Origin of the sequence: Paenibacillus sp. OAE614 (assembly GCF_040546645.1) — a bacterium.
Classification (GTDB): Bacteria; Bacillota; Bacilli; order Paenibacillales; family Paenibacillaceae; genus Paenibacillus_AQ; species Paenibacillus_AQ favisporus.
In genome coordinates, this window is sequence record NZ_JBEPOD010000001.1 from 1,891,210 (window position 1) to 1,909,986 (window position 18,777).

General features: G+C 53.6%; 18 protein-coding genes. All 18 read left to right on the forward strand.

Annotation, left to right across the window (positions count from 1 at the left end; translation table 11 throughout):
- The first annotated feature begins 74 nt into the window (after nucleotides 1-74).
- The 18 genes from rimP (at nucleotide 75) to dapA (ending at nucleotide 18,665) form a co-directional block, all read left to right on the forward strand.
- Nucleotides 75-536 carry a ribosome maturation factor RimP gene (gene rimP, locus ABIE48_RS09090; RefSeq protein WP_192714732.1) on the forward strand — a complete coding sequence of 154 codons (462 nt, stop codon included), beginning with the start codon at nucleotides 75-77 and terminating at the stop codon, nucleotides 534-536.
- 38 nt (nucleotides 537-574) lie between these two features.
- Complete coding sequence (gene nusA / locus ABIE48_RS09095) at nucleotides 575-1,672, forward strand: transcription termination factor NusA (protein ID WP_105443609.1); 1,098 nt, start codon at nucleotides 575-577, stop codon at nucleotides 1,670-1,672.
- A 25-nt stretch (nucleotides 1,673-1,697) separates the two neighbouring features.
- The gene (gene rnpM, locus ABIE48_RS09100; RefSeq protein WP_076168056.1) at nucleotides 1,698-2,006 is read left to right on the forward strand and encodes an RNase P modulator RnpM; all 309 of its coding nucleotides are present in this window, start codon (nucleotides 1,698-1,700) and stop codon (nucleotides 2,004-2,006) included.
- The gene (locus tag ABIE48_RS09105; protein WP_076168054.1) at nucleotides 1,999-2,322 is read left to right on the forward strand and encodes a YlxQ family RNA-binding protein; all 324 of its coding nucleotides are present in this window, start codon (nucleotides 1,999-2,001) and stop codon (nucleotides 2,320-2,322) included. The genes rnpM and ABIE48_RS09105 overlap by 8 nt, the downstream gene beginning before the upstream one ends.
- Nucleotides 2,315-4,939: a translation initiation factor IF-2 gene (infB, locus tag ABIE48_RS09110; protein ID WP_192714731.1), complete on the forward strand. Its 2,625-nt coding sequence runs from the start codon at nucleotides 2,315-2,317 to the stop codon at nucleotides 4,937-4,939. The genes ABIE48_RS09105 and infB overlap by 8 nt, the downstream gene beginning before the upstream one ends.
- Before the next feature lie 14 nt (nucleotides 4,940-4,953).
- A complete protein-coding gene (gene rbfA / locus ABIE48_RS09115) occupies nucleotides 4,954-5,307 on the forward strand; it encodes a 30S ribosome-binding factor RbfA (protein WP_076168050.1) in 354 nt (117 codons plus the stop codon).
- Between the two features lie 25 nt (nucleotides 5,308-5,332).
- Complete coding sequence (locus tag ABIE48_RS09120; protein WP_145021874.1) at nucleotides 5,333-6,310, forward strand: DHH family phosphoesterase; 978 nt, start codon at nucleotides 5,333-5,335, stop codon at nucleotides 6,308-6,310.
- On the forward strand, nucleotides 6,307-7,227 hold the full coding sequence (gene truB, locus ABIE48_RS09125; RefSeq protein ID WP_116231229.1) for a tRNA pseudouridine(55) synthase TruB: 921 nt from the start codon (nucleotides 6,307-6,309) through the stop codon (nucleotides 7,225-7,227). Before ABIE48_RS09120 ends, truB begins: the two co-directional genes overlap by 4 nt.
- Nucleotides 7,227-8,207, forward strand: a complete 981-nt coding sequence (locus ABIE48_RS09130) for a bifunctional riboflavin kinase/FAD synthetase (protein WP_438822497.1) — start codon at nucleotides 7,227-7,229, stop codon at nucleotides 8,205-8,207. The genes truB and ABIE48_RS09130 overlap by 1 nt, the downstream gene beginning before the upstream one ends.
- Nucleotides 8,208-8,368: 161 nt before the next feature.
- On the forward strand, nucleotides 8,369-8,638 hold the full coding sequence (gene rpsO, locus ABIE48_RS09135) for a 30S ribosomal protein S15 (RefSeq protein WP_076168040.1): 270 nt from the start codon (nucleotides 8,369-8,371) through the stop codon (nucleotides 8,636-8,638).
- A gap of 150 nt (nucleotides 8,639-8,788) precedes the next feature.
- Nucleotides 8,789-10,885 carry a polyribonucleotide nucleotidyltransferase gene (pnp, locus tag ABIE48_RS09140; RefSeq protein ID WP_116231227.1) on the forward strand — a complete coding sequence of 699 codons (2,097 nt, stop codon included), beginning with the start codon at nucleotides 8,789-8,791 and terminating at the stop codon, nucleotides 10,883-10,885.
- A gap of 592 nt (nucleotides 10,886-11,477) precedes the next feature.
- A complete protein-coding gene (locus ABIE48_RS09145; RefSeq protein WP_145134886.1) occupies nucleotides 11,478-12,467 on the forward strand; it encodes a polysaccharide deacetylase family protein in 990 nt (329 codons plus the stop codon).
- Between the two features lie 190 nt (nucleotides 12,468-12,657).
- A complete protein-coding gene (locus tag ABIE48_RS09150; RefSeq protein WP_397341322.1) occupies nucleotides 12,658-13,887 on the forward strand; it encodes a M16 family metallopeptidase in 1,230 nt (409 codons plus the stop codon).
- The gene (gene dut / locus ABIE48_RS09155) at nucleotides 13,862-14,308 is read left to right on the forward strand and encodes a dUTP diphosphatase (protein ID WP_192714730.1); all 447 of its coding nucleotides are present in this window, start codon (nucleotides 13,862-13,864) and stop codon (nucleotides 14,306-14,308) included. Before ABIE48_RS09150 ends, dut begins: the two co-directional genes overlap by 26 nt.
- 250 nt (nucleotides 14,309-14,558) lie before the next feature.
- The gene (gene dpsA, locus ABIE48_RS09160; RefSeq protein WP_076168027.1) at nucleotides 14,559-15,458 is read left to right on the forward strand and encodes a dipicolinate synthase subunit DpsA; all 900 of its coding nucleotides are present in this window, start codon (nucleotides 14,559-14,561) and stop codon (nucleotides 15,456-15,458) included.
- Complete coding sequence (locus ABIE48_RS09165; RefSeq protein ID WP_116231223.1) at nucleotides 15,455-16,051, forward strand: dipicolinate synthase subunit B; 597 nt, start codon at nucleotides 15,455-15,457, stop codon at nucleotides 16,049-16,051. The genes dpsA and ABIE48_RS09165 overlap by 4 nt, the downstream gene beginning before the upstream one ends.
- A 458-nt stretch (nucleotides 16,052-16,509) precedes the next feature.
- Nucleotides 16,510-17,727: an aspartate kinase gene (gene dapG, locus ABIE48_RS09170; protein ID WP_105443600.1), complete on the forward strand. Its 1,218-nt coding sequence runs from the start codon at nucleotides 16,510-16,512 to the stop codon at nucleotides 17,725-17,727.
- 50 nt (nucleotides 17,728-17,777) lie between these two features.
- A complete protein-coding gene (gene dapA / locus ABIE48_RS09175) occupies nucleotides 17,778-18,665 on the forward strand; it encodes a 4-hydroxy-tetrahydrodipicolinate synthase (protein ID WP_145021853.1) in 888 nt (295 codons plus the stop codon).
- Nucleotides 18,666-18,777 lie beyond the last annotated feature (112 nt).

The following is an 18,777-nucleotide window of genomic DNA, read 5'->3' on the forward strand; positions in this document are numbered from 1 at the left end:
TGTTTAAAGAGTGGGGCGACCCACTCTTTACTCTTTGGTATATAGGATATTTGAAGCCTTGGAGGTTATAATCTTTGAGCACACCGAAGATCAAAGGAATTGTGGAACAAATGGTACAGCCCTATTTGGATGAGCATAACTTCGAGCTTGTCGACATCGAATACGTGAAGGAAGGCAGCAACTACTTTCTTCGCGTCTTTGTTGACAAGGAAGGCGGCATCGACATTGATGACTGCGGGATGATCAGCGAGTATCTGAGCGGGAAGCTGGACGAGAACGATCCGATTCCCGAAGCTTACTTTCTGGAAGTCTCCTCCCCTGGCGCCGAACGTCCGCTCAAGAAGAAGGAAGACGTAGCCAAAGCCGTCGGCAAAGATGTTTTTGTAACGGTTTACGAGCAAGTAGAAGGCCAGAAGGAATTTGAAGGCCGGCTTCTTTCGTTCGAGGATGACGTTCTTGTCATTTCTGCGGGCAAGAAGGAATACAGCATCCCGTATGCAAAAGTTGCCAGCGCCAGACTGGCGATTGTTTTTTAAATACAAGGCTGCACTTTGAAAGGGGGAATTGATTTCCAATGAGTATGGATTTTATTGAAGCGATGAATGAGTTGGAAAGAGAGAAAGGAATCAGCAAGGACATTTTGTTCGAAGCCATTGAGGCGGCGCTGATCTCCAGCTACAAACGGAATTTTAACACGGCGCAGAACGTTCGCGTCGACATGAACCGGAATACCGGGGTTATCAAAGTGTTTGCCCGCAAGCTGATTGTGGAAGAGGTGCTGGATCCCCGCACCGAAATTTCCCTGCCTGCCGCCCGCGAGATCAATCCGCATTTCCAAATTGATGATATTGCGGAAATCGAGGTCACTCCCCGGGATTTCGGCCGGATTGCCGCCCAGACGGCCAAACAGGTCGTTACGCAGCGGATCCGTGAGGCGGAGCGTGGCCTGATTTATAACGCCTTCGTCGACAAAGAAGAGGATATCGTGACCGGTACGGTCCAGCGCCAGGATCCTCGCAACTTCTACGTGGATCTGGGCAAGGTGGAAGCGGTGCTGCCGCTCAACGAGCTGATGCCGAACGAAAAGTTCAAGCACGCCGACCGGATCAAAGCCTACATCACGAAGGTGGAGAATACGACCAAGGGGCCGCAAATCATGCTGTCCCGGACGCATCCGGGGCTCTTGAAGCGATTGTTCGAGCTGGAGGTTCCAGAAATTTTTGACGGTGTCGTGGAAATTCGCTCCGTCGCCCGTGAAGCCGGATTCCGCTCGAAGATCGCGGTGTATTCCCGCAACCCGGAAGTGGATCCTGTCGGCTCCTGCGTCGGGCCGAAGGGCTTGCGTGTGCAGACCATTGTCAATGAGCTGCGCGGTGAAAAAATCGACATCGTCCGTTATTCCGAACAGGTGGAAGAGTATGTGGCCAATGCACTCAGCCCTTCCAAGGTTCTGGAAGTGATTGTATTTGAGGACGAGAAGATGGCACGTGTCATCGTGCCGGATTATCAATTGTCTCTCGCGATCGGGATCAAAGGGCAAAACGCCCGCCTTGCAGCCAAGCTGACAGGATGGAAGATCGATATTAAGAGTGAGAGCCAGGCGGAACAGGAATTCGGCAGACCGAAAACATCCTCGGGTGAGATGCATCAAGATTCCGTCTCCGTCGATTAATTCCAAACAGGACGGGGGTCGCGGCATGAAACAAAGAAAAGTCCCGCTGCGCAAATGCGTGGCATGCCAGGAAATGATGCCCAAGAAGGAACTGATCCGTATTGTCAAAACGCCGGAAGATGAAGTGCTGATCGACCTGACTGGCAAGAAGTCGGGCCGGGGGGCTTATCTCTGCGGCAAAGTATCTTGCTTTAAACTGGCACAGAAGAACAAATCACTGGATCGGGCTCTGAAGCATCATGTCAAACCGGAAATTTACGAACAGCTCGCAGATGACTTTGTGCTCGTGGAAGACGAATTTTTGGCCGTAAAGGAACGTTCGGTTGATGAGTAAAACTTTATCCCGCCTGGGTCTTGCCATGCGGGCGGGGAAAGTGGTCACCGGCGACGAAATCGTCCTGAAAGCGATCCGGTCTTCCGAAGCGAAACTGGTCATGCTGGCGGCTGACGCCTCAGCCAATACACAAAAAAAGTTCCGCGACAAATGCGGAACATACAACATTCCTCTGGTGATCGGATTTGACCGGGAAAGCCTGGGCACAAGCATTGGAAAGCCCGAAAGGGTTGTGCTCGCCATTACGGATCAAGGATTCGCAGAAATGATCTCCAAGAGTCTTGGAGATAATTCGGAGGTGGAGTATATTGAGTAAACAGGACAGTAAAGATAAGCTGCGCGTGTACGAATATGCAAAATCACTTAATATGAGCAGTAAGGAAATCATAACCATTTTGAAAAGGCTTGATATTCCCGTTAACAATCATATGAGCGTTATGGAGAATGATGCGGTCTCGAAGGTGGAACAATTTTTCAAGGATATTAAGTCGAATGCGGCCGCCAAGCGGGAAGGCGGAGACCGCCAGACCGTGGCGAGCACTTCCGCGGTCAGAAACGAGGCAGGCACTCAGCGTAACCAGGGCGGCCGGGCAGCCGGATCGGACCCATCACAAAAACAACAGGAAAAGCAGGTAGGTATGAATAATAAATTGAATAACACCACACAAACAGGGTCGCAAAGACCGCAGGGCGGGCAAGATTCCCGCAGAAGTCACTCAGGATCTCAGCAAAGCAGACCGCAAGGTCAATCGAATGGATCGGGCAACCGTCCGCAAGGCGCGGGTGCCGGATCGAATAACCGGAATCAAGGTTCCCAAGGAGGCCGTCCGCAAGGATCCGGCCAGGGCGGCAATCGCCCCCAAGGATCCGGTCAAGGCGGCAATCGCCCTCAAGGATCGCAGCAGGGTGGCGGCCAGCGCTCGGGCGGAGGACGCCCGCAGCAGCAATCCACCGGAAACCGCGGTCCGCAAGGAAACGCCGGCGGCGACAACAACTTCTCCAGAAGCAACGATAACCGCGGCGGCGGCAATCGCGGTCAGAACCGCGGCAACAGCAACGGTTCGAAACGCTTTGACGACAACCGCCAGGGCGGAGGATTTAACCGGAACAATCGCGGTGGTAAGAACAACCGCGGCAGACAACAGTCTCAGCAGCCGCCGCGCGAGAAGATCGACAACACGCCGAAGAAGATTATCGTCCGCGGCAACATGACCGTTGGCGAAACGGCCAAACTGCTTCATAAGGATGCTTCCGAAGTCATTAAGAAGCTGATCCAGATGGGCGTCATGGCAACGATCAACCAGGAACTCGACATCGATACGATTTTGCTGCTTGCCGGCGAATTTGGCGTCGAAGTCGAAGTGAAGATCGTGGTCGAGGACGATCGCTTCGAGACCGTCGAAGAGAACGACGATCCGGCTGATCTGAAGTCGCGTCCGCCGGTTGTCACCATTATGGGTCACGTCGACCATGGTAAAACGACGCTGCTGGATGCCATCCGTTCCACGAACGTAACCGGCGGCGAAGCCGGAGGCATCACCCAGCACATCGGTGCTTATCAGGTGGAGATCAACAGCAAGAAGATCACGTTCCTTGATACGCCGGGCCACGAAGCGTTTACGGCCATGCGTGCGCGCGGTGCGCAAATTACCGACATTACGATCATTGTGGTCGCTGCCGATGACGGCGTCATGCCGCAGACGGTGGAAGCTATCAACCACGCGAAGGCGGCCGAGCTGCCGATCATCGTGGCAGTGAACAAAATCGACAAACCGGATGCTAATCCGGATAAAGTGAAGCAGGAGCTGACCGAATACGGTCTCGTTCCGGAAGAGTGGGGCGGAGACACGATTTTCGTCAACGTATCCGCGAAGCAAAGAATGGGGCTTGAGGATCTGCTTGAGATGATCCTTCTGGTCGCCGAAGTGAACGAATACAAAGCGAATCCGGACAAACGCGCCCGCGGTGCGGTGATCGAGGCCGAGCTGGATAAAGGCCGCGGACCGGTGGCCCGCGTGCTGGTACAGCACGGTACGCTGAAAGTCGGGGATGCGTTTGTGGCAGGCAACTGCTTTGGCCGCGTCCGGGCGATGGTCAACGACAAGGGACGCCGTTTGAAGGAAGCCGGACCATCTACGCCGGTGGAAATTACCGGTCTGACTGAGGTTCCGCTTGCCGGCGATCCGTTCATGGTATTTGAAGACGAGCGCAAGGCCCGTTCGATTGCCGAGAAACGCGCCATCACTCAGCGTCAGTCTGATCTTGGCAGCAACGTCCGCGTCACGCTGGACGATCTGTTCAAGCACATCAAGGACGGCGAGATCAAGGACCTGAACGTCATTATCAAAGGCGACGTGCAGGGTTCGGTCGAAGCGCTGAAAGGCTCGCTCTCCAAGATCGAAGTGGAAGGCGTTCGCGTCAAAATCATCCACAGCGGCGCAGGGGCAATTACCGAGTCCGATATCATTCTGGCAGCGGCGTCCAATGCGATCGTCATTGGCTTTAACGTCCGTCCAGATCCGCAGGCTGGTGCAACCGCCGAGCAGGAAAAAGTGGATATCCGCCTGCATCGCGTCATTTACAACGTCATTGAAGAAATCGAGCAGGCCATGAAGGGCATGCTGGATCCGGAATATAAAGAAGTGGTTATCGGCCACGCGGAAGTGCGCAACCTCTTCAAAATCAGCAAAGTGGGTACGATTGCCGGATGTATGGTTACATCAGGCAAGATCGCGCGTAACGCCGAAGTCCGCCTGATCCGCGACGGCATCGTCATCCATGAAGGTAAGATCGATACGCTCAAACGTTTCAAGGACGACGCTAAAGAAGTGGCACAGGGTTATGAATGTGGCATTACTTTGGAAAGCTATAATGACGTCAAGGAAGGCGACGTTATTGAAGCGTTCATCATGGAAACGGTGGAGCGCAAGTAGAGAGGTGAACAGGCATGGCTAAAATTCGGGCTGGACGGGTTGGAGAGCAGATCAAGAAAGAGCTGAGCCAGCTTATCCAAAGCGAACTGAAGGACCCGCGCATCGGTTTCGTTACCGTAACCGGTGTGGATGTGACGAACGATTTGTCGCAGGCGAAAGTTTATTTAAGCGTTCTGGGGGATAACGAGCAGAAGAACAACACGCTGAAGGCTCTGGAGAAGGCGAATGGCTTTCTCCGCTCGGAGCTCGGCAAGCGAGTCCGGCTGCGCCATACCCCGGAGCTGATTTTTAAGTTTGACGAATCCATCGCGTATGGCAGTCACATCGAGAAGCTCCTCGGTGAAATCGGAAAAAACGAAGATAACTAAATAAAAGATTTAAAGGAGACGGCCAATGCAGACCTATGAACAATCGCTTGAGCAGGCAAAGGAGTTTTTGCTGACGCATGATGATTATCTTGTAGTGTCTCATATTCAGCCGGACGGAGATGCAGTCAGTTCCACAGTTGCCGTGGGCTGGCTTCTCTCATGTCTGGGCAAAAAATTTACTCTGATCAATGAAGGGCCGATTCCTGAACGGATGAAATTTTTATGCCTGTCAGAGCAGATCGTGAATATGGAGCTTCATCCACCGGAACGTTCATTCAAGCATGTCATTTGTGTGGATTGCGCCGATTTTGGGAGAGTGGGATTGACGCAGCAATGCTTCGCTCCGGATGCCTTGATCTTAAACATCGATCACCACCCGACCAACAACGGTTACGGGAGCGCGACGCTGATCAAGCCGGACGCTGCGGCGACGGCCGAAATTTTGTATGATCTGATCCATGCTTTCGGATTTCAATGGACGAAGGAGATTGCGACCGCGATCTACACCGGGCTGCTGACGGACACCGGCGGTTTCCGTTATTCCAATACGTCCCCTAAAGTGATGGCGGCGGCTTCCGAACTGCTCGGCTATGGGGTCAACGGGCCGGAGCTGTCGGAGACCCTGCTCGAGGCAATGACCCTGCCCCAGATGAAGGTGCTGGTCAAAGCATTGAATACACTCGAGATGACGCCGGACGGCAAAATCAGCTGGGTATACGTCACTCCCGAGCATATGGTGGAAGCCGGGGCGGCCAACGATGACCTGGAAGGAATCGTGAACTATCCGCGGAATATTCAGGGCGTCGAGGTCGGCATTTTATTCAAAGTGATCAATGACCAAGCGGTCAAAGTAAGCCTGCGTTCTGCAGGCAAAGTTGACGTAGCCGCCCTGGCGCAGACGTTTGGTGGCGGCGGGCATGTCCGCGCAGCGGGGTGCCGGATCGAAGGAACACTGGATACGATTATTCCTCAGGTTATAGAACGGGTGAGACAATTCTTATGAGCAGCTTAGAAGGTGTATTGGCCATCGATAAGCCGGCGGGGATGACTTCCCACGATGTCGTTGCCAAGGCGCGCCGTATATTGAAAATGAAGCGGATTGGGCACACCGGAACCTTGGATCCCGAAGTTACCGGTGTTCTGCCGCTCTGCCTCGGCCGGGCGACCCGGGTGGTGGAGTACATGCAGGAGCTTCCGAAGGAATATGCAGCTACCCTGCGGCTGGGCATTGCCACCGACACTGAGGATTTGACCGGTACGGTCACGGAATCTGTGGACGAGGTCCATGTCACGCCGGAAGATGTGGAGAAGGTGCTCCACTCTTTTGAAGGGACGATTTCCCAGGTGCCCCCCATGTACTCTGCGGTCAAGGTCGGAGGCAAACGGCTCTACGAGCTGGCCCGGGAGGGCAAGACGGTTGAGCGCAAAAGCCGCGAGGTGACGATTCACGAAATTGAAATGACCGGCTCGGCCTGGCAAGGCCCTTATCTGGACATTTCCTTTCGGGTTCTGTGCTCCAAGGGGACGTACATTCGGACGTTATGCGTAGATATCGGGCGGGCTCTGCATCTGCCGTCAACGATGGTGAAGCTGGAGCGCACGATGTCGGCAGGAATTCCGGCTTCGAAGTGCCTCACGCTCGAAGATATCGAGCGCCTGACGGCGACGGGTGAGCTGGACGAGCATTTGATTCCGGTCGACGAAGCGGTCCGGCATCTTCCGGCACATACTGTGGCCGAGGACAAGGCGGCTGCCGCCTTGCAGGGTCAGAGGCTCTCGGGCAGAGCGGTTACGCCGGAGGTCATGCTGCCCGGATGCATACGACTGTATGATCCAAAGGGAACGTTTCTCGGCATTTTCGAAAAACAGGCAGAGACGGGGGCCATTGCTCCGGTCAAGGTATTTCTGCCAGAGTCATAATGATTATCTATGGAATTGCAGGTGAAAGAACAGTGAAGACCGTATATTTATCGTACCCGCTGCCTGCGGAGGTCATCCGGGAGCATACCCAGCCGCAGGTCGCAGCCATCGGACAGTTCGACGGAGTGCACCTTGGTCATGCCAGTGTCATCTCTTCTGCGGTGAATCTGGCAAAGGGCAAGCACATCCCTTCGGCCGTCATGACATTCCATCCGCATCCGAAGGACGTGATGAAGAAAGGGGACTACGAGGGCAGCTTGACGCCCCTGCAGGAGAAGCAGGAGCTGCTGGCCGGCCTGGGGGTCGATATCGTATACGTCGTTGAGTTTAACGATTCCTTTTCCCATGTAAGTCCGCAGGAATTTGTGGAAGGCATGCTGTTTCCCTTGGGCATCGAGGCGGCCGTGGTCGGTTTTGATTTCCGCTTTGGCCACAAGGGGGAAGGCAATGCCGAGATGCTCCGCCTGCTGGGGAACGGCCGGCTGGACGTCGAAGTCATCCCGCCGTTCGAGCTGGAAGGCGGCAAGGTCAGCAGTACGGAAATTCGCAAAGCGCTGCAAAGGGGTGACCTGGAGCGGGCCGGCCGTCTGCTCGGCCGCAGCTACCGGCTGCGCGGAACCGTTGTCGGCGGAGAAAAACGCGGCCGTACCATCGGTTTTCCGACGGCCAACCTGAAACTGGACGATAAGTTCGTCATTCCGGTTAAGGGTGTCTACGCGGTACGAGCCTTTTTGAACGGAAGGATTTTTCCCGGCGTCATGAATGTGGGGGTCAAACCAACGTTTCATGAGAACGAAACGGTGCCAAGCTTTGAGGTTCACTTGTTTGACTTTGACCGGGAAATTTACGGCGAGCAGGTCTCGGTGGAACTGGTCCATTTTATCCGGAATGAGCGGAAGTTCCCTTCCGTACCGGAACTCATCGCCCAGATCCAGGCGGACGCGGATCGCGCCAGAGAACTTTTGAAGTCGGGCCGCTAAAGCTTACGCGCTGGCGAACATTTACTTTTGCCGGTGAAGTATGCTATACTGATAAACGTTGCTGGATGCCTATGGGCTGAAGGAAACCTTAGCTTGGATACACGATCTCACCGACGGTTTCTAGGCTAACGGCGATTATTTATGTTAAGGAGGTGAACAGGATGGCATTGACTCAAGAACGCAAACAACAACTGATCGAAGAGCACAAAACTCATGAGTCCGATACAGGATCTCCTGAAGTGCAAATTGCTATCCTTACGGAGAACATCGTTAATTTGACAGACCACCTGCGTACGCACAAGAAGGATCATCATTCCCGTCGCGGTCTTTTGAAAATGGTCGGTCAACGCCGTAAGCTGTTGGCATACTTGAAAAACAAGGATGTTAAACGCTATAGCGCTCTGATTGAAAAACTTGGATTGCGTCGTTAATAATCCATATTGTTCTACGGAAAGCAGCCTGGTTGTTCACCGTTTGTCCTTCTAGGAGTGACAGCGGGGCAACCGGGTTGCTTTTTATGCAGGACTATATGAATTATCCCCATCTGGGGAATACTGATTGAGTAATAAAGGAGGGATTTCATGGAAAGTCGTGTTGAAATGCAGTTGGGCGGCAGAACCCTGGTCATGGAGACCGGACGCCTCGCGAAGCAGGCTAACGCCGCCGTGATGGTCCGCTACGGGGAAACGGCCGTACTTTGTACAGTGACCGCCTCCAGCGAACCGAAGGATCTGGACTTTTTTCCGCTGACTGTAAACTATGAAGAAAGATTGTATGCCGTAGGTAAAATCCCGGGGGGCTTTATCAAACGGGAAGGCAGACCGAGTGAGAAGGCCATTCTGGCCAGCCGTCTGACCGACCGCCCGATTCGTCCGCTGTTCCCGGAAGGCTTCCGTAACGATGTGCAGGTGCTGAACCTTGTCATGAGCGTGGATCAGGACTGCTCGCCGGATATTGCGGCCATGATCGGTACTTCCGCAGCGCTGAGTATTTCGGACGTGCCGTTTGACGGACCGATCGGCGGTGTCATCGTAGGACGTGTAGACGGACAATTTATTATTAATCCGGACATCGCGCAGCAGGAGAAAAGTGATATTTACCTGGTCGTTGCAGGCACCAGAGACGCCATCATGATGGTTGAAGCCGAGGCGAACGAGGTTCCTGAGGAAACGATGCTGGAAGCGATTATGTTCGGTCACGAGGAGATCAAAAAGATCGTTTCCGTCATTGACGAACTGACGCAAAAAGCCGGCAAACCGAAAATGGAAGTGAAGCTCCATGCGGTTGACGCCCAGGTTAATGCCGAAGTACGCGAATTCGCTGCACAGCGCCTCGTAGAAGCGGTACGTATCGCCGAGAAGCATGCCCGCCAGGACGCAATTGATGCGATCAACGAAGAAACGGTAACTTTCTTTGAACAAAAATACATAGAGACGCCTGAGCTCTTGAAAGATGTCAAAGAAGTGCTGCATGATATTGTCAAAGAAGAAGTAAGACGCCTGATCACCCACGATAAAGTCCGTCCTGACGGCCGGGGTCTGGACGAGATCCGTCCGATCGAATGCGATACGGGCATTCTGCCGCGCACGCATGGTACAGGCTTGTTCACTCGTGGTCAAACCCAGGCTCTCAGCGTATGTACGTTGGGTGCGCTCGGTGACGTGCAAATTCTGGACGGCATCGATTTGCAGGAAACCAAACGCTTTATGCACCATTATAACTTCCCTCCGTTCAGCGTAGGCGAAGCCCGTCCGCTTCGTGCACCGGGACGCCGCGAAATCGGCCACGGCGCGCTGGGTGAACGCGCTCTGTCGAAGGTCATTCCATCGGAGACCGAGTTCCCGTACACGATTCGTCTCGTTTCCGAAGTGCTGGAGTCGAACGGTTCCACATCCCAGGCAAGTATTTGCGCAAGCACGCTGGCCATGATGGATGCCGGGGTACCGATCAAGGCGCCGGTTGCTGGTGTAGCCATGGGCCTGATTAAAGACGGAGAGCATGTATCCATTTTGACGGATATTCAGGGGATGGAAGACCATCTGGGCGATATGGACTTCAAAGTGGCCGGTACGGCTGAAGGGGTAACCGCCATTCAGATGGACATCAAAATTGCCGGCATTGACCGTCAAATTTTGAATGACGCTCTGAAGCAGGCCAAAGAAGGCCGGATGTTTATCCTGAGCAAAATGATGGAAGCGATCCAGAAGCCAAGAGAGACGTTGTCTCCATATGCTCCGAAGATCATCGTCATGAACATCAATCCGGACAAGATCCGCGACGTGATCGGCGCAGGCGGCAAGATCATCAACAAGATCATCGAGGAAACCGGCGTGAAGATCGACATCGAGCAGGACGGACGCGTCTTCATCGCATCGTCCAATGAGGAAATGAACCAGAAAGCCCGCTCTATTATTGAAGGCATCGTCCGTGAAGTCGAAGTCGGCGAAATTTATGTCGGCACCGTCAAACGGGTTGAGAAATTCGGCGCTTTCGTCGAAGTGCTTCCGAATAAAGAGGGACTTGTGCACATTTCCCAGCTCTCGACCGAGCGTGTCGGCAAAGTTGAGGACGTCGTGAATGTCGGAGATACGATCACCGTCAAAGTGACCGAGATCGACCAGCAGGGGCGTATCAACCTGTCGCGCAAAGCGGTATTGGTTGCAGAATCCAAGGCTTAAATCAAGCGGAACGGCTTCGTCAAGAAGCCACGCTTGCTACCATATGCAGTCTAAGAGACAGAAAGTACTCACTTCTGGCTCTTTTTTTATAATATCAGAATGTATAAACTCCAGAGCCATTGCTTCCTGATATTGCAAGAAAAATAACCTTTGAACGCGGTCTGTCATCTCTGAAGATACATCGATAGACGCTTTTCTTATAATATCAGAATGGATAAAACTCCAGAGCCATTGCTTCCTGATATTGCAAGAAAAATTACCTATGAATGCGGTCTGTCTTCTCTGATGGTACATCGATAGACGCTTTTCTTATAATATCAGAATGGATAAACTTCAGAGCCATTGCTTCCTGATATTGCAAGAAAAATTACCTTTGAATGCGGTCTGTCTTCTCTGAAGATACATCGATAGACGCTTTTTCTTATAATATCAGAATGGATAAACTCCAGAGCCATTTTTTCCTGATATTTCAAGAAAAATTACCTTTGAACGCGGTCAAAACCTCCGGATGCTCTCTCGCGGCCTCCATTCATAATCCCGCTCGTCCCTTCATATGATGGGACAAAGTATGTTAAGGGAGATGAGCGGAAAAATGAACGGGAGACGGACAGCCATCGTGCTTGCCTGTTTTGCCACCATCGTCGGGCTCGCGCAGACCGGTGCGGTCGGGGACTATTTTCAGGACGTACGGCACCACCTGACTGCTCAGACCGCGTTTGAGCCCCAGACGGACGAGAAGCAGCTGGATCCGCTGTACAAGCAGATTCAGGAGAAGGCCGAGGCCACGCGGATTCCGCCGGTAGATGCGGTCGTGGACCGCGTCTGGAAGGCCATTCCGGGGTACAACGGCCTGGAGATCGACGTAGACGAGACCTATAAGCGGGCTAAGGCCCAGGGAGCCACGGCTCCGATTACATATGTGTACCGTCAAATTCCCCCCAAGGTGAACCTGGGCGATTTGGCGGTTGAACCGATTTATAAAGGAAACCCGAAAAAGCCGATGGTTTCGCTGATGATTAACGTCGCATGGGGAGACGAGTACATCGTTCCGATGCTCGATACGCTGGATGCGGAGAACGTAAAGGCAACCTTCTTCTTTGACGGGAGCTGGTTGAAGAAAAACCCGGAGATGGCCAAGGAGATCCAGAAGCGGGGGCATGAGCTGGAGAACCACGCGTATACGCATCCCAACATGAGCCAGCTGAGCCGCGAACGGGCCACGCTCGAAATCAGCAAAACCCAGCAGCTGCTGAAGGATACGCTGGGTGTGACGAACAAGTGGTTTGCGCCGCCTTCCGGAGATTTTAATCAGCAGACTGTCCAAATCGCCGCCAGCCTCGGCCTGAAGACGGTGCTGTGGACACTGGACACGGTGGATTGGCGGAAGCCTTCACCTGATTCCATCGTCAACAAGATCTCGGCCAAGGTGGAGCCGGGCACCTTGATTCTGATGCATCCGACCTCCTCCTCCTCCCAGGCGCTGAAGGGCATGATCCGGGTGATCAAGGCGAAAGGCCTTGTACTGGGCACGGTCAGCCAGACGCTGTCCCCCGAGAGAGTCACGGCGCCCAAGGTTGAGTGAGACGGCTTTTTTTGATAGGATAGGGATTGCGCTGGCTGTAGTCAGGAAAGTTACGGCTTGGCCATCATTTGCATGAAGAACGGATTACTAGTTAGAACTGGACAGGGGCAGCCTGGAGGTTCATTGGATTAATTTTAGGAGGGCCTCTCGCGTGAAAAAAATAAACTTAAGCAACGGCCTTAGAGTAGTTATGGAGAAAATTCCGACGATGCGGTCGGTTTCCTTTGGCATTTGGGTAAAGACAGGCTCCCGCCACGAAACCTTGGCCAACAACGGCATTTCCCATTTTATCGAGCACATGCTGTTTAAAGGGACAGAACGGTTTGACGCCAAGGCGATTGCCGAGGAATTCGATGCCATTGGCGGCAATGTGAATGCCTTTACTTCTAAGGAATATACCTGTTTTTATGCCAAGGTGCTGGATGAACATCTGCCGATCGCCGTAGACGTGCTCGCCGATATGTTCTTCCGTTCCAAGCTGGACGGTGAGGAGCTGGCCAAGGAGAAGAACGTCATTTTGGAAGAGATTTCGATGTACGAAGATACGCCGGATGACATGGTGCACGACCTGATGGCTAAGGCGGTCTACGGGGATCATCCGCTCGCCTATCCGATTCTGGGAACGAAGGAACAGCTGGAAAGCATGGGATCTTCCGACCTACGGGCCTACATGGATGAGCACTATACGATCCAGAACACCGTCATCAGCGTGGCAGGTAACATTGACGATAACGTTGTGGAGCTGCTGGAACGCCATTTCGGCGGTTTCCAAACCAGCGGGCGGGTGAGCGAATTGACCGTGCCTTCATTCCAGAGCGGGATCTTGTATCATAAAAAGAAGACGGAGCAGAATCATATCTGCCTGTCCTTCCCGGGGTGCTCGATCCACGACCCGCTTCAGTACGCCATGATTCTGCTCAATAACAGCATCGGCGGCGGGATGAGCTCGCGATTGTTCCAGGAAATCCGGGAAAAGCGGGGGCTCGCTTATTCGGTCTACTCGTACCACAGCTCCAACGAAGACAGCGGTTTGTTTACGATCTATGCCGGAACCGCGCCGAAGCAAACCAATGAGGTCATGGGCTTAACCAAAGAGGTGCTGGCGGATGTGGCCGTTCATGGGATGAGCGAGGACGAACTTCGCAAAGGGAAGGAGCAGCTGAAGGGCAGCCTGATCCTGAGCCTTGAGGGCACTGGAAGCCGTATGAACCGGCTCGGCAAAAACGAGCTGATGCTGGGCAAGCATTTTTCGCTCGATGACATGATCGAAAAGATCGAAAACGTGACGATGAACGATGTGAACGCGGTGCTGGACCGGATGTTCAGCCAGCCGTTCGCGCTGGCGATGGTCGGATCGACGGACCGCGCCATTGCTGGGTTAAGGAGGGACGATTTTGTCACACTACGTACAAATTCATAAATTGCCTGGTCACGAGGATGTGCGGCTGCCGGAGAAAATGTCCGGCTCCGCCTCCGGCTATGACCTGTACGCCGCCGTTGAAGAAGAAGTCGTCCTCCAGCCGGGGGAGCGCAGGCTCATCCCGACCGGGTTTGCCATCGCCATGCCCGACGGGCTGGAAGCACAAATCCGCCCGAGAAGCGGGCTGGCGCTGAAGCACGGTATCACCTGCCTTAATACGCCGGGAACGATCGACGCCGATTACCGCGGGGAAATCAAGGTGCTGCTGATCAACCTCGGCCAGGAGCCATTTGCGATCACCCGAAACGAGCGCATCGCCCAAATGGTGTTCATGGAAGTGCCGCAGGTGACGTTTGAGCAGGTGGACGTGCTGTCCGATACCGTTCGCGGTGAGGGCGGATTCGGACACACCGGCAAATGATTTATAGTTCAATACAGCCTGGAGTTCGTTCCCGAAAGGGTTCGGTCTCCAGGCTTTTTTACATAGAAGGAAATATAAGCTTCAGAGACCCTGCTTCCTATATCGCAAGGGAAATTGCTGTTAAATGCGGTCCGGCTCCCTGAACAGTGCGCCTACAGACGTTTTTTATTTGACGGGCGTCTTTCACCCCTCCTTAGGCAGCGGCATATGATGGATTCATAACAGTGTTTCTGAAAGGAGTGACATCCTTGTGCTGACTGGAGTTCATATTGTGTTCCTAGGCGGGGATGCACGGCAGATCGAGGTGATCCGTAAATGTTCGGAGATGGATGCCACCGTCAGCGTGGTCGGATTCGACAAGCTGAATGAAAGGGTCCTGGGAGTCTCGTGGGAACGCCTCTCTTCTGAACTGCTTTCTGCGGCAGACGTTCTCGTGCTGCCTGTTGTCGGGTGTGATGATACAGGAGCGATCCAGACGCCATATTCTGGAGAGTCCTTAAAGCTGCTGGATGAGCATTTGGCCGCTCTTCCGTCGCATTGTACCGTTTATACGGGAATGGCCAAACCCTATCTGCGCAGCCTATGCGCAAGCCATGAGGTACGCCTGTTGGAGCTGCTGGACCGGGATGACGTTGCCATTTTTAATTCCATCCCAACGGCGGAAGGCGCACTGGTGATGGCGATTCAGAATACGCCGTTTACGATCCACGGTTCGGATTGTATTGTGCTGGGATTGGGGAGAACCGGGTTTACGATGGCGAAAAGCCTGCAGGGGCTCGGGGCGAAGGTGAGGGCCGGCGTCAGGTCAGAAAAGGATTTTGCCAGAGCGGAGGTCATGGGCTGGGAGCCTTTCCTGACAAGGGATTTGGAGGATCATGTGCGAAGTGTCGACTTGATTTTTAACACGATTCCGACTATGATAGTCACAGCGCAAATCCTGTCAAGAATGCCCCAAAGCGCCGTCATTATTGACCTTGCTTCGGCTCCCGGAGGATGTGATTTCCGGTATGCGGAGAAGCGGGGAATTAAGGCCTTGCTGGCTCCCGGATTACCTGGAATCGTAGCTCCCAAAACAGCTGGAATGATTATTGCCAATGCTTTGGTACAGTTGATTTCGGACGAGATCAAGATTCGGGGGGATGGGGAATGAACTTGCAGGGTAAAACGGTAGGTTATGCGATTACGGGTTCACATTGTACGCTTGCTGAAATTATGCCGCAGATTCAACGATTTATGGACGCCGGTGCCAAAGTGGTGCCGATTGTCTCCAATTCGGTGCAGGTAACGGACACCCGCTTCGGCACATCCGCGAGCTGGCTGGAACAGCTGAAGAACATCACGGGGAGCGAGATCATCACCTCAATTGTGGATGCGGAGCCTCTGGGACCGTCCAAACTGCTCGACGTGCTGGTCATTGCGCCTTGCACGGGCAATACGACAAGCAAGCTGGCCAATGCCATTACGGACAGTCCTGTCTTGATGGCCGCCAAGGCACAGATGCGGAATTTGCGTCCGCTGGTGCTGGCGATTTCCACCAATGACGGATTGGGATTAAACGCAGCGAATATCGCCAAGCTGCTTGTGACCAAGAACATTTATTTTGTTCCGTTCGGTCAGGATAATCCGGTGCAGAAGCCCAATTCGCTGGTTGCGAACATGGAGCTGATCCCCGAAGCGTGCGATGCGGCTCTTGAAGGAAGACAACTGCAGCCTATGCTGATTCAACGCATGTTTTCCGCGTAATCCAGATCGGCTGCATTCGTTTCGAGTTCCGGCACCCGAAACTGCATTGTCCAGCCCCTAGCAGATGCTGCGGGCGGTAATTTTGCGCCCCATGCCGTAAGACACGGGGCTGTTTGCATCGTTTATTCCGGGCCGCCGTAATCGGATAAATATCAGTGTACAGGACATAAGTTGAATGATCCAAATGGTCGTAGAGACCAAATAGTAAATGTAGGACGACTCGATCGAAGTGATCGCAGCCTGTTTTGCTTATCCCGGTTGGATGCGGCACCGGATCTTGTTAGGATGCCGATTCGGGCGGGAACAGGAAACTAGGCTGCGATTACGAACTGCTGGCCAAAGCGCATGTGTTCATGCTTTGGCTCTGAGGAAGGGTACAGCCGTCATGGCTGTACACGTCACAGGAAATCGACGCAGCTAAACGTTCTGCCGTTCTTATCTAGCATGGGGGAATTGAAATGAGCATCTTAGTACAGAAATTCGGCGGTACATCTTTGTCGACTCCGCAAGCAAGGGAACTCGTCATCAAGCACATCAGACGCGAGCTGGACAACGGTTATCAGCTTGTTGTCGTCGTTTCCGCCATGGGACGCAAGGGGGAGCCGTATGCGACCGACACGCTCCTGGACTGGGTCTCCCAGAACGGGAACGCTCTTCCGTCGCGGGAGCGGGATTTACTGCTGTGCTGCGGTGAAATCATATCGGCTGCCACGCTGTGCAGCCTGCTGGAGGATGAAGGCATCACCTCCACGGTGCTGACCGGGGCTCAGGCCGGATTTGTCACCGATGATCAATACGGCAACGCGCGGATTAAGGACGTCCGTCCGGAGCGGATTGTGAAGGAGCTTGAAACGCATCAGGTGGTCGTCGTCACCGGTTTTCAGGGACAGACCGAAACCGGGGACTTCACCACTTTGGGGCGTGGCGGTAGCGATACTTCGGCAACGGCGCTGGGTGCGGCGCTGCGTGCCGAAATGGTTGACATCTACACGGACGTCAACGGGATTCTGACAGCGGATCCCCGGATCGTCGAAGACGCCAAACCGCTCTCCGTCGTAAGCTACGCTGAAATTTGCAACATGGCCCAATACGGAGCCAAGGTTATCCACCCGAGAGCCGTTGAAATCGCGATGCAGGCGCATGTGCCGGTGCGGGTGCGGTCCACCTTTTCGGAAGATGAAGGAACGCTGGTTACCCAGCCGGAAGGCTTCAGGGACGTTCAGCTGGGCTTCATGGACCGGTATGTGACGGGAATCGCCTACGTGAGCAACGTCACTCAAATCACGGTGGAATGCGAGAACGAAGGAGATAATCTTCAACTCAGAGTGTTTAAAGCCATGGCTGAAAATTCCATCAGCGTCGATTTTATTAATGTTACCCCGACAGGAGCGGTCTATACCGTTTTTGACCATGATTCGGAGAAAGCGATCCGGGTGCTTCAGGATTTGGGATTCCGGCCTAAGAGCCTTTCCGGCTGCGCCAAGGTTTCCGTCATCGGAGGCGGGATCAACGGAGTGCCGGGAATCATGGCCAAAATCGTCGAATCCCTAAGTGAACAAAATATCCAAATTCTGCAGTCGGCAGATTCGAATACGACCATATGGGTGCTGGTGAAAAAAGAGGACATGGTACAGTCTCTTCGGGCGCTGCACGCTAAATTCGAGCTGCATCGATAGTCATAAATCTGGAAAACGCACTTTTACGTCCTATTAGGAGGTTGTACAAGATGGATTTCGGTAGGTTGATTACGGCCATGGTGACTCCCTTTGATGAGCAGGGGAATGTGAACTGGACAGAAACCGCCAAGCTGATCGATTACTTAATTGAGGACCAGCGGTCCGAATCACTGGTTGTCTGCGGAACGACCGGTGAGTCCCCGACGCTGACGGAGGAAGAAAAGCTCAAGCTGTTCGAATTTGCGGTGGACCATGCCAAAGGGCGCTGCAAAATTATTGCCGGTACCGGCAGCAACAGCACCGCGCATTCAATCCATCTGACCCAGGAAGCCGAGAAGCTCGGGGTCGATGGCGTTTTGCTCGTTGTGCCTTATTACAACAAGCCGAACCAGGAGGGGTTGTACCGTCATTTCGAAGCCATTGCCCGCAGCACGAAACTGCCTGTTATGCTGTATAACGTCCCAGGACGGACCGTCGTAGGCCTGAGCACCGAGACGACGCTTAGACTGGCTGAGATTCCGAATGTGGTTGCCACCAAGGAATGCGCTTCGCTCGAGCAAGTAACACAGATCGCGGCCGGTGCGCCGGCGCATTTCCGGGTTTATTCCGGTGACGATGCATCGGGTCTGCCAGCCATGGCCGTAGGAGCATACGGTATCGTGAGCGTGGCCGGACATATCATCGGCGCTTCCATGAAGGACATGATTACGGCCTATTTGGAAGGTGAGCAGGTGCAGGCCGCACGGCTTCACCAGAAGCTGTTTCCTGTATTTAAGGGCCTGTTTGAGACCCCGACTCCGCTGCCAAATCCGGCTGCTGTCAAGTATGCGCTCAATTTGTTGGGTCATTCCGTCGGAGGCGTACGGCTTCCGCTCATCGGACCGAATGAGAAGGAAGCGGAATTTATCGAACGGTTGGTTCATTCGCTTGCGGAATAATTGAATCCTCATATAAGCTGACAGAAACAGCGTCCTTACCAGGGCGCTGTTTTTTTGTGTTTAGGATGCATTCCTTTGGGTTAAGGCCTAAGCAGGGACGCTGCTTTCGAAT

Coding starts and splice junctions, on each gene's coding strand:
- ABIE48_RS09150 (WP_397341322.1), top strand. CDS start 12,658: ATGGAGAAAATTCCGACGATGCGGTCGGTTTCCTTTGGCATTTGGGTA.
- rpsO (WP_076168040.1), top strand. CDS start 8,369: ATGGCATTGACTCAAGAACGCAAACAACAACTGATCGAAGAGCACAAA.
- rnpM (WP_076168056.1), top strand. CDS start 1,698: ATGAAACAAAGAAAAGTCCCGCTGCGCAAATGCGTGGCATGCCAGGAA.
- ABIE48_RS09105 (WP_076168054.1), top strand. CDS start 1,999: ATGAGTAAAACTTTATCCCGCCTGGGTCTTGCCATGCGGGCGGGGAAA.
- ABIE48_RS09130 (WP_438822497.1), top strand. CDS start 7,227: ATGATTATCTATGGAATTGCAGGTGAAAGAACAGTGAAGACCGTATAT.
- dapG (WP_105443600.1), top strand. CDS start 16,510: ATGAGCATCTTAGTACAGAAATTCGGCGGTACATCTTTGTCGACTCCG.
- dapA (WP_145021853.1), top strand. CDS start 17,778: ATGGATTTCGGTAGGTTGATTACGGCCATGGTGACTCCCTTTGATGAG.
- ABIE48_RS09120 (WP_145021874.1), top strand. CDS start 5,333: ATGCAGACCTATGAACAATCGCTTGAGCAGGCAAAGGAGTTTTTGCTG.
- truB (WP_116231229.1), top strand. CDS start 6,307: ATGAGCAGCTTAGAAGGTGTATTGGCCATCGATAAGCCGGCGGGGATG.
- rbfA (WP_076168050.1), top strand. CDS start 4,954: ATGGCTAAAATTCGGGCTGGACGGGTTGGAGAGCAGATCAAGAAAGAG.
- ABIE48_RS09145 (WP_145134886.1), top strand. CDS start 11,478: ATGAACGGGAGACGGACAGCCATCGTGCTTGCCTGTTTTGCCACCATC.
- pnp (WP_116231227.1), top strand. CDS start 8,789: ATGGAAAGTCGTGTTGAAATGCAGTTGGGCGGCAGAACCCTGGTCATG.
- nusA (WP_105443609.1), top strand. CDS start 575: ATGAGTATGGATTTTATTGAAGCGATGAATGAGTTGGAAAGAGAGAAA.
- ABIE48_RS09165 (WP_116231223.1), top strand. CDS start 15,455: ATGAACTTGCAGGGTAAAACGGTAGGTTATGCGATTACGGGTTCACAT.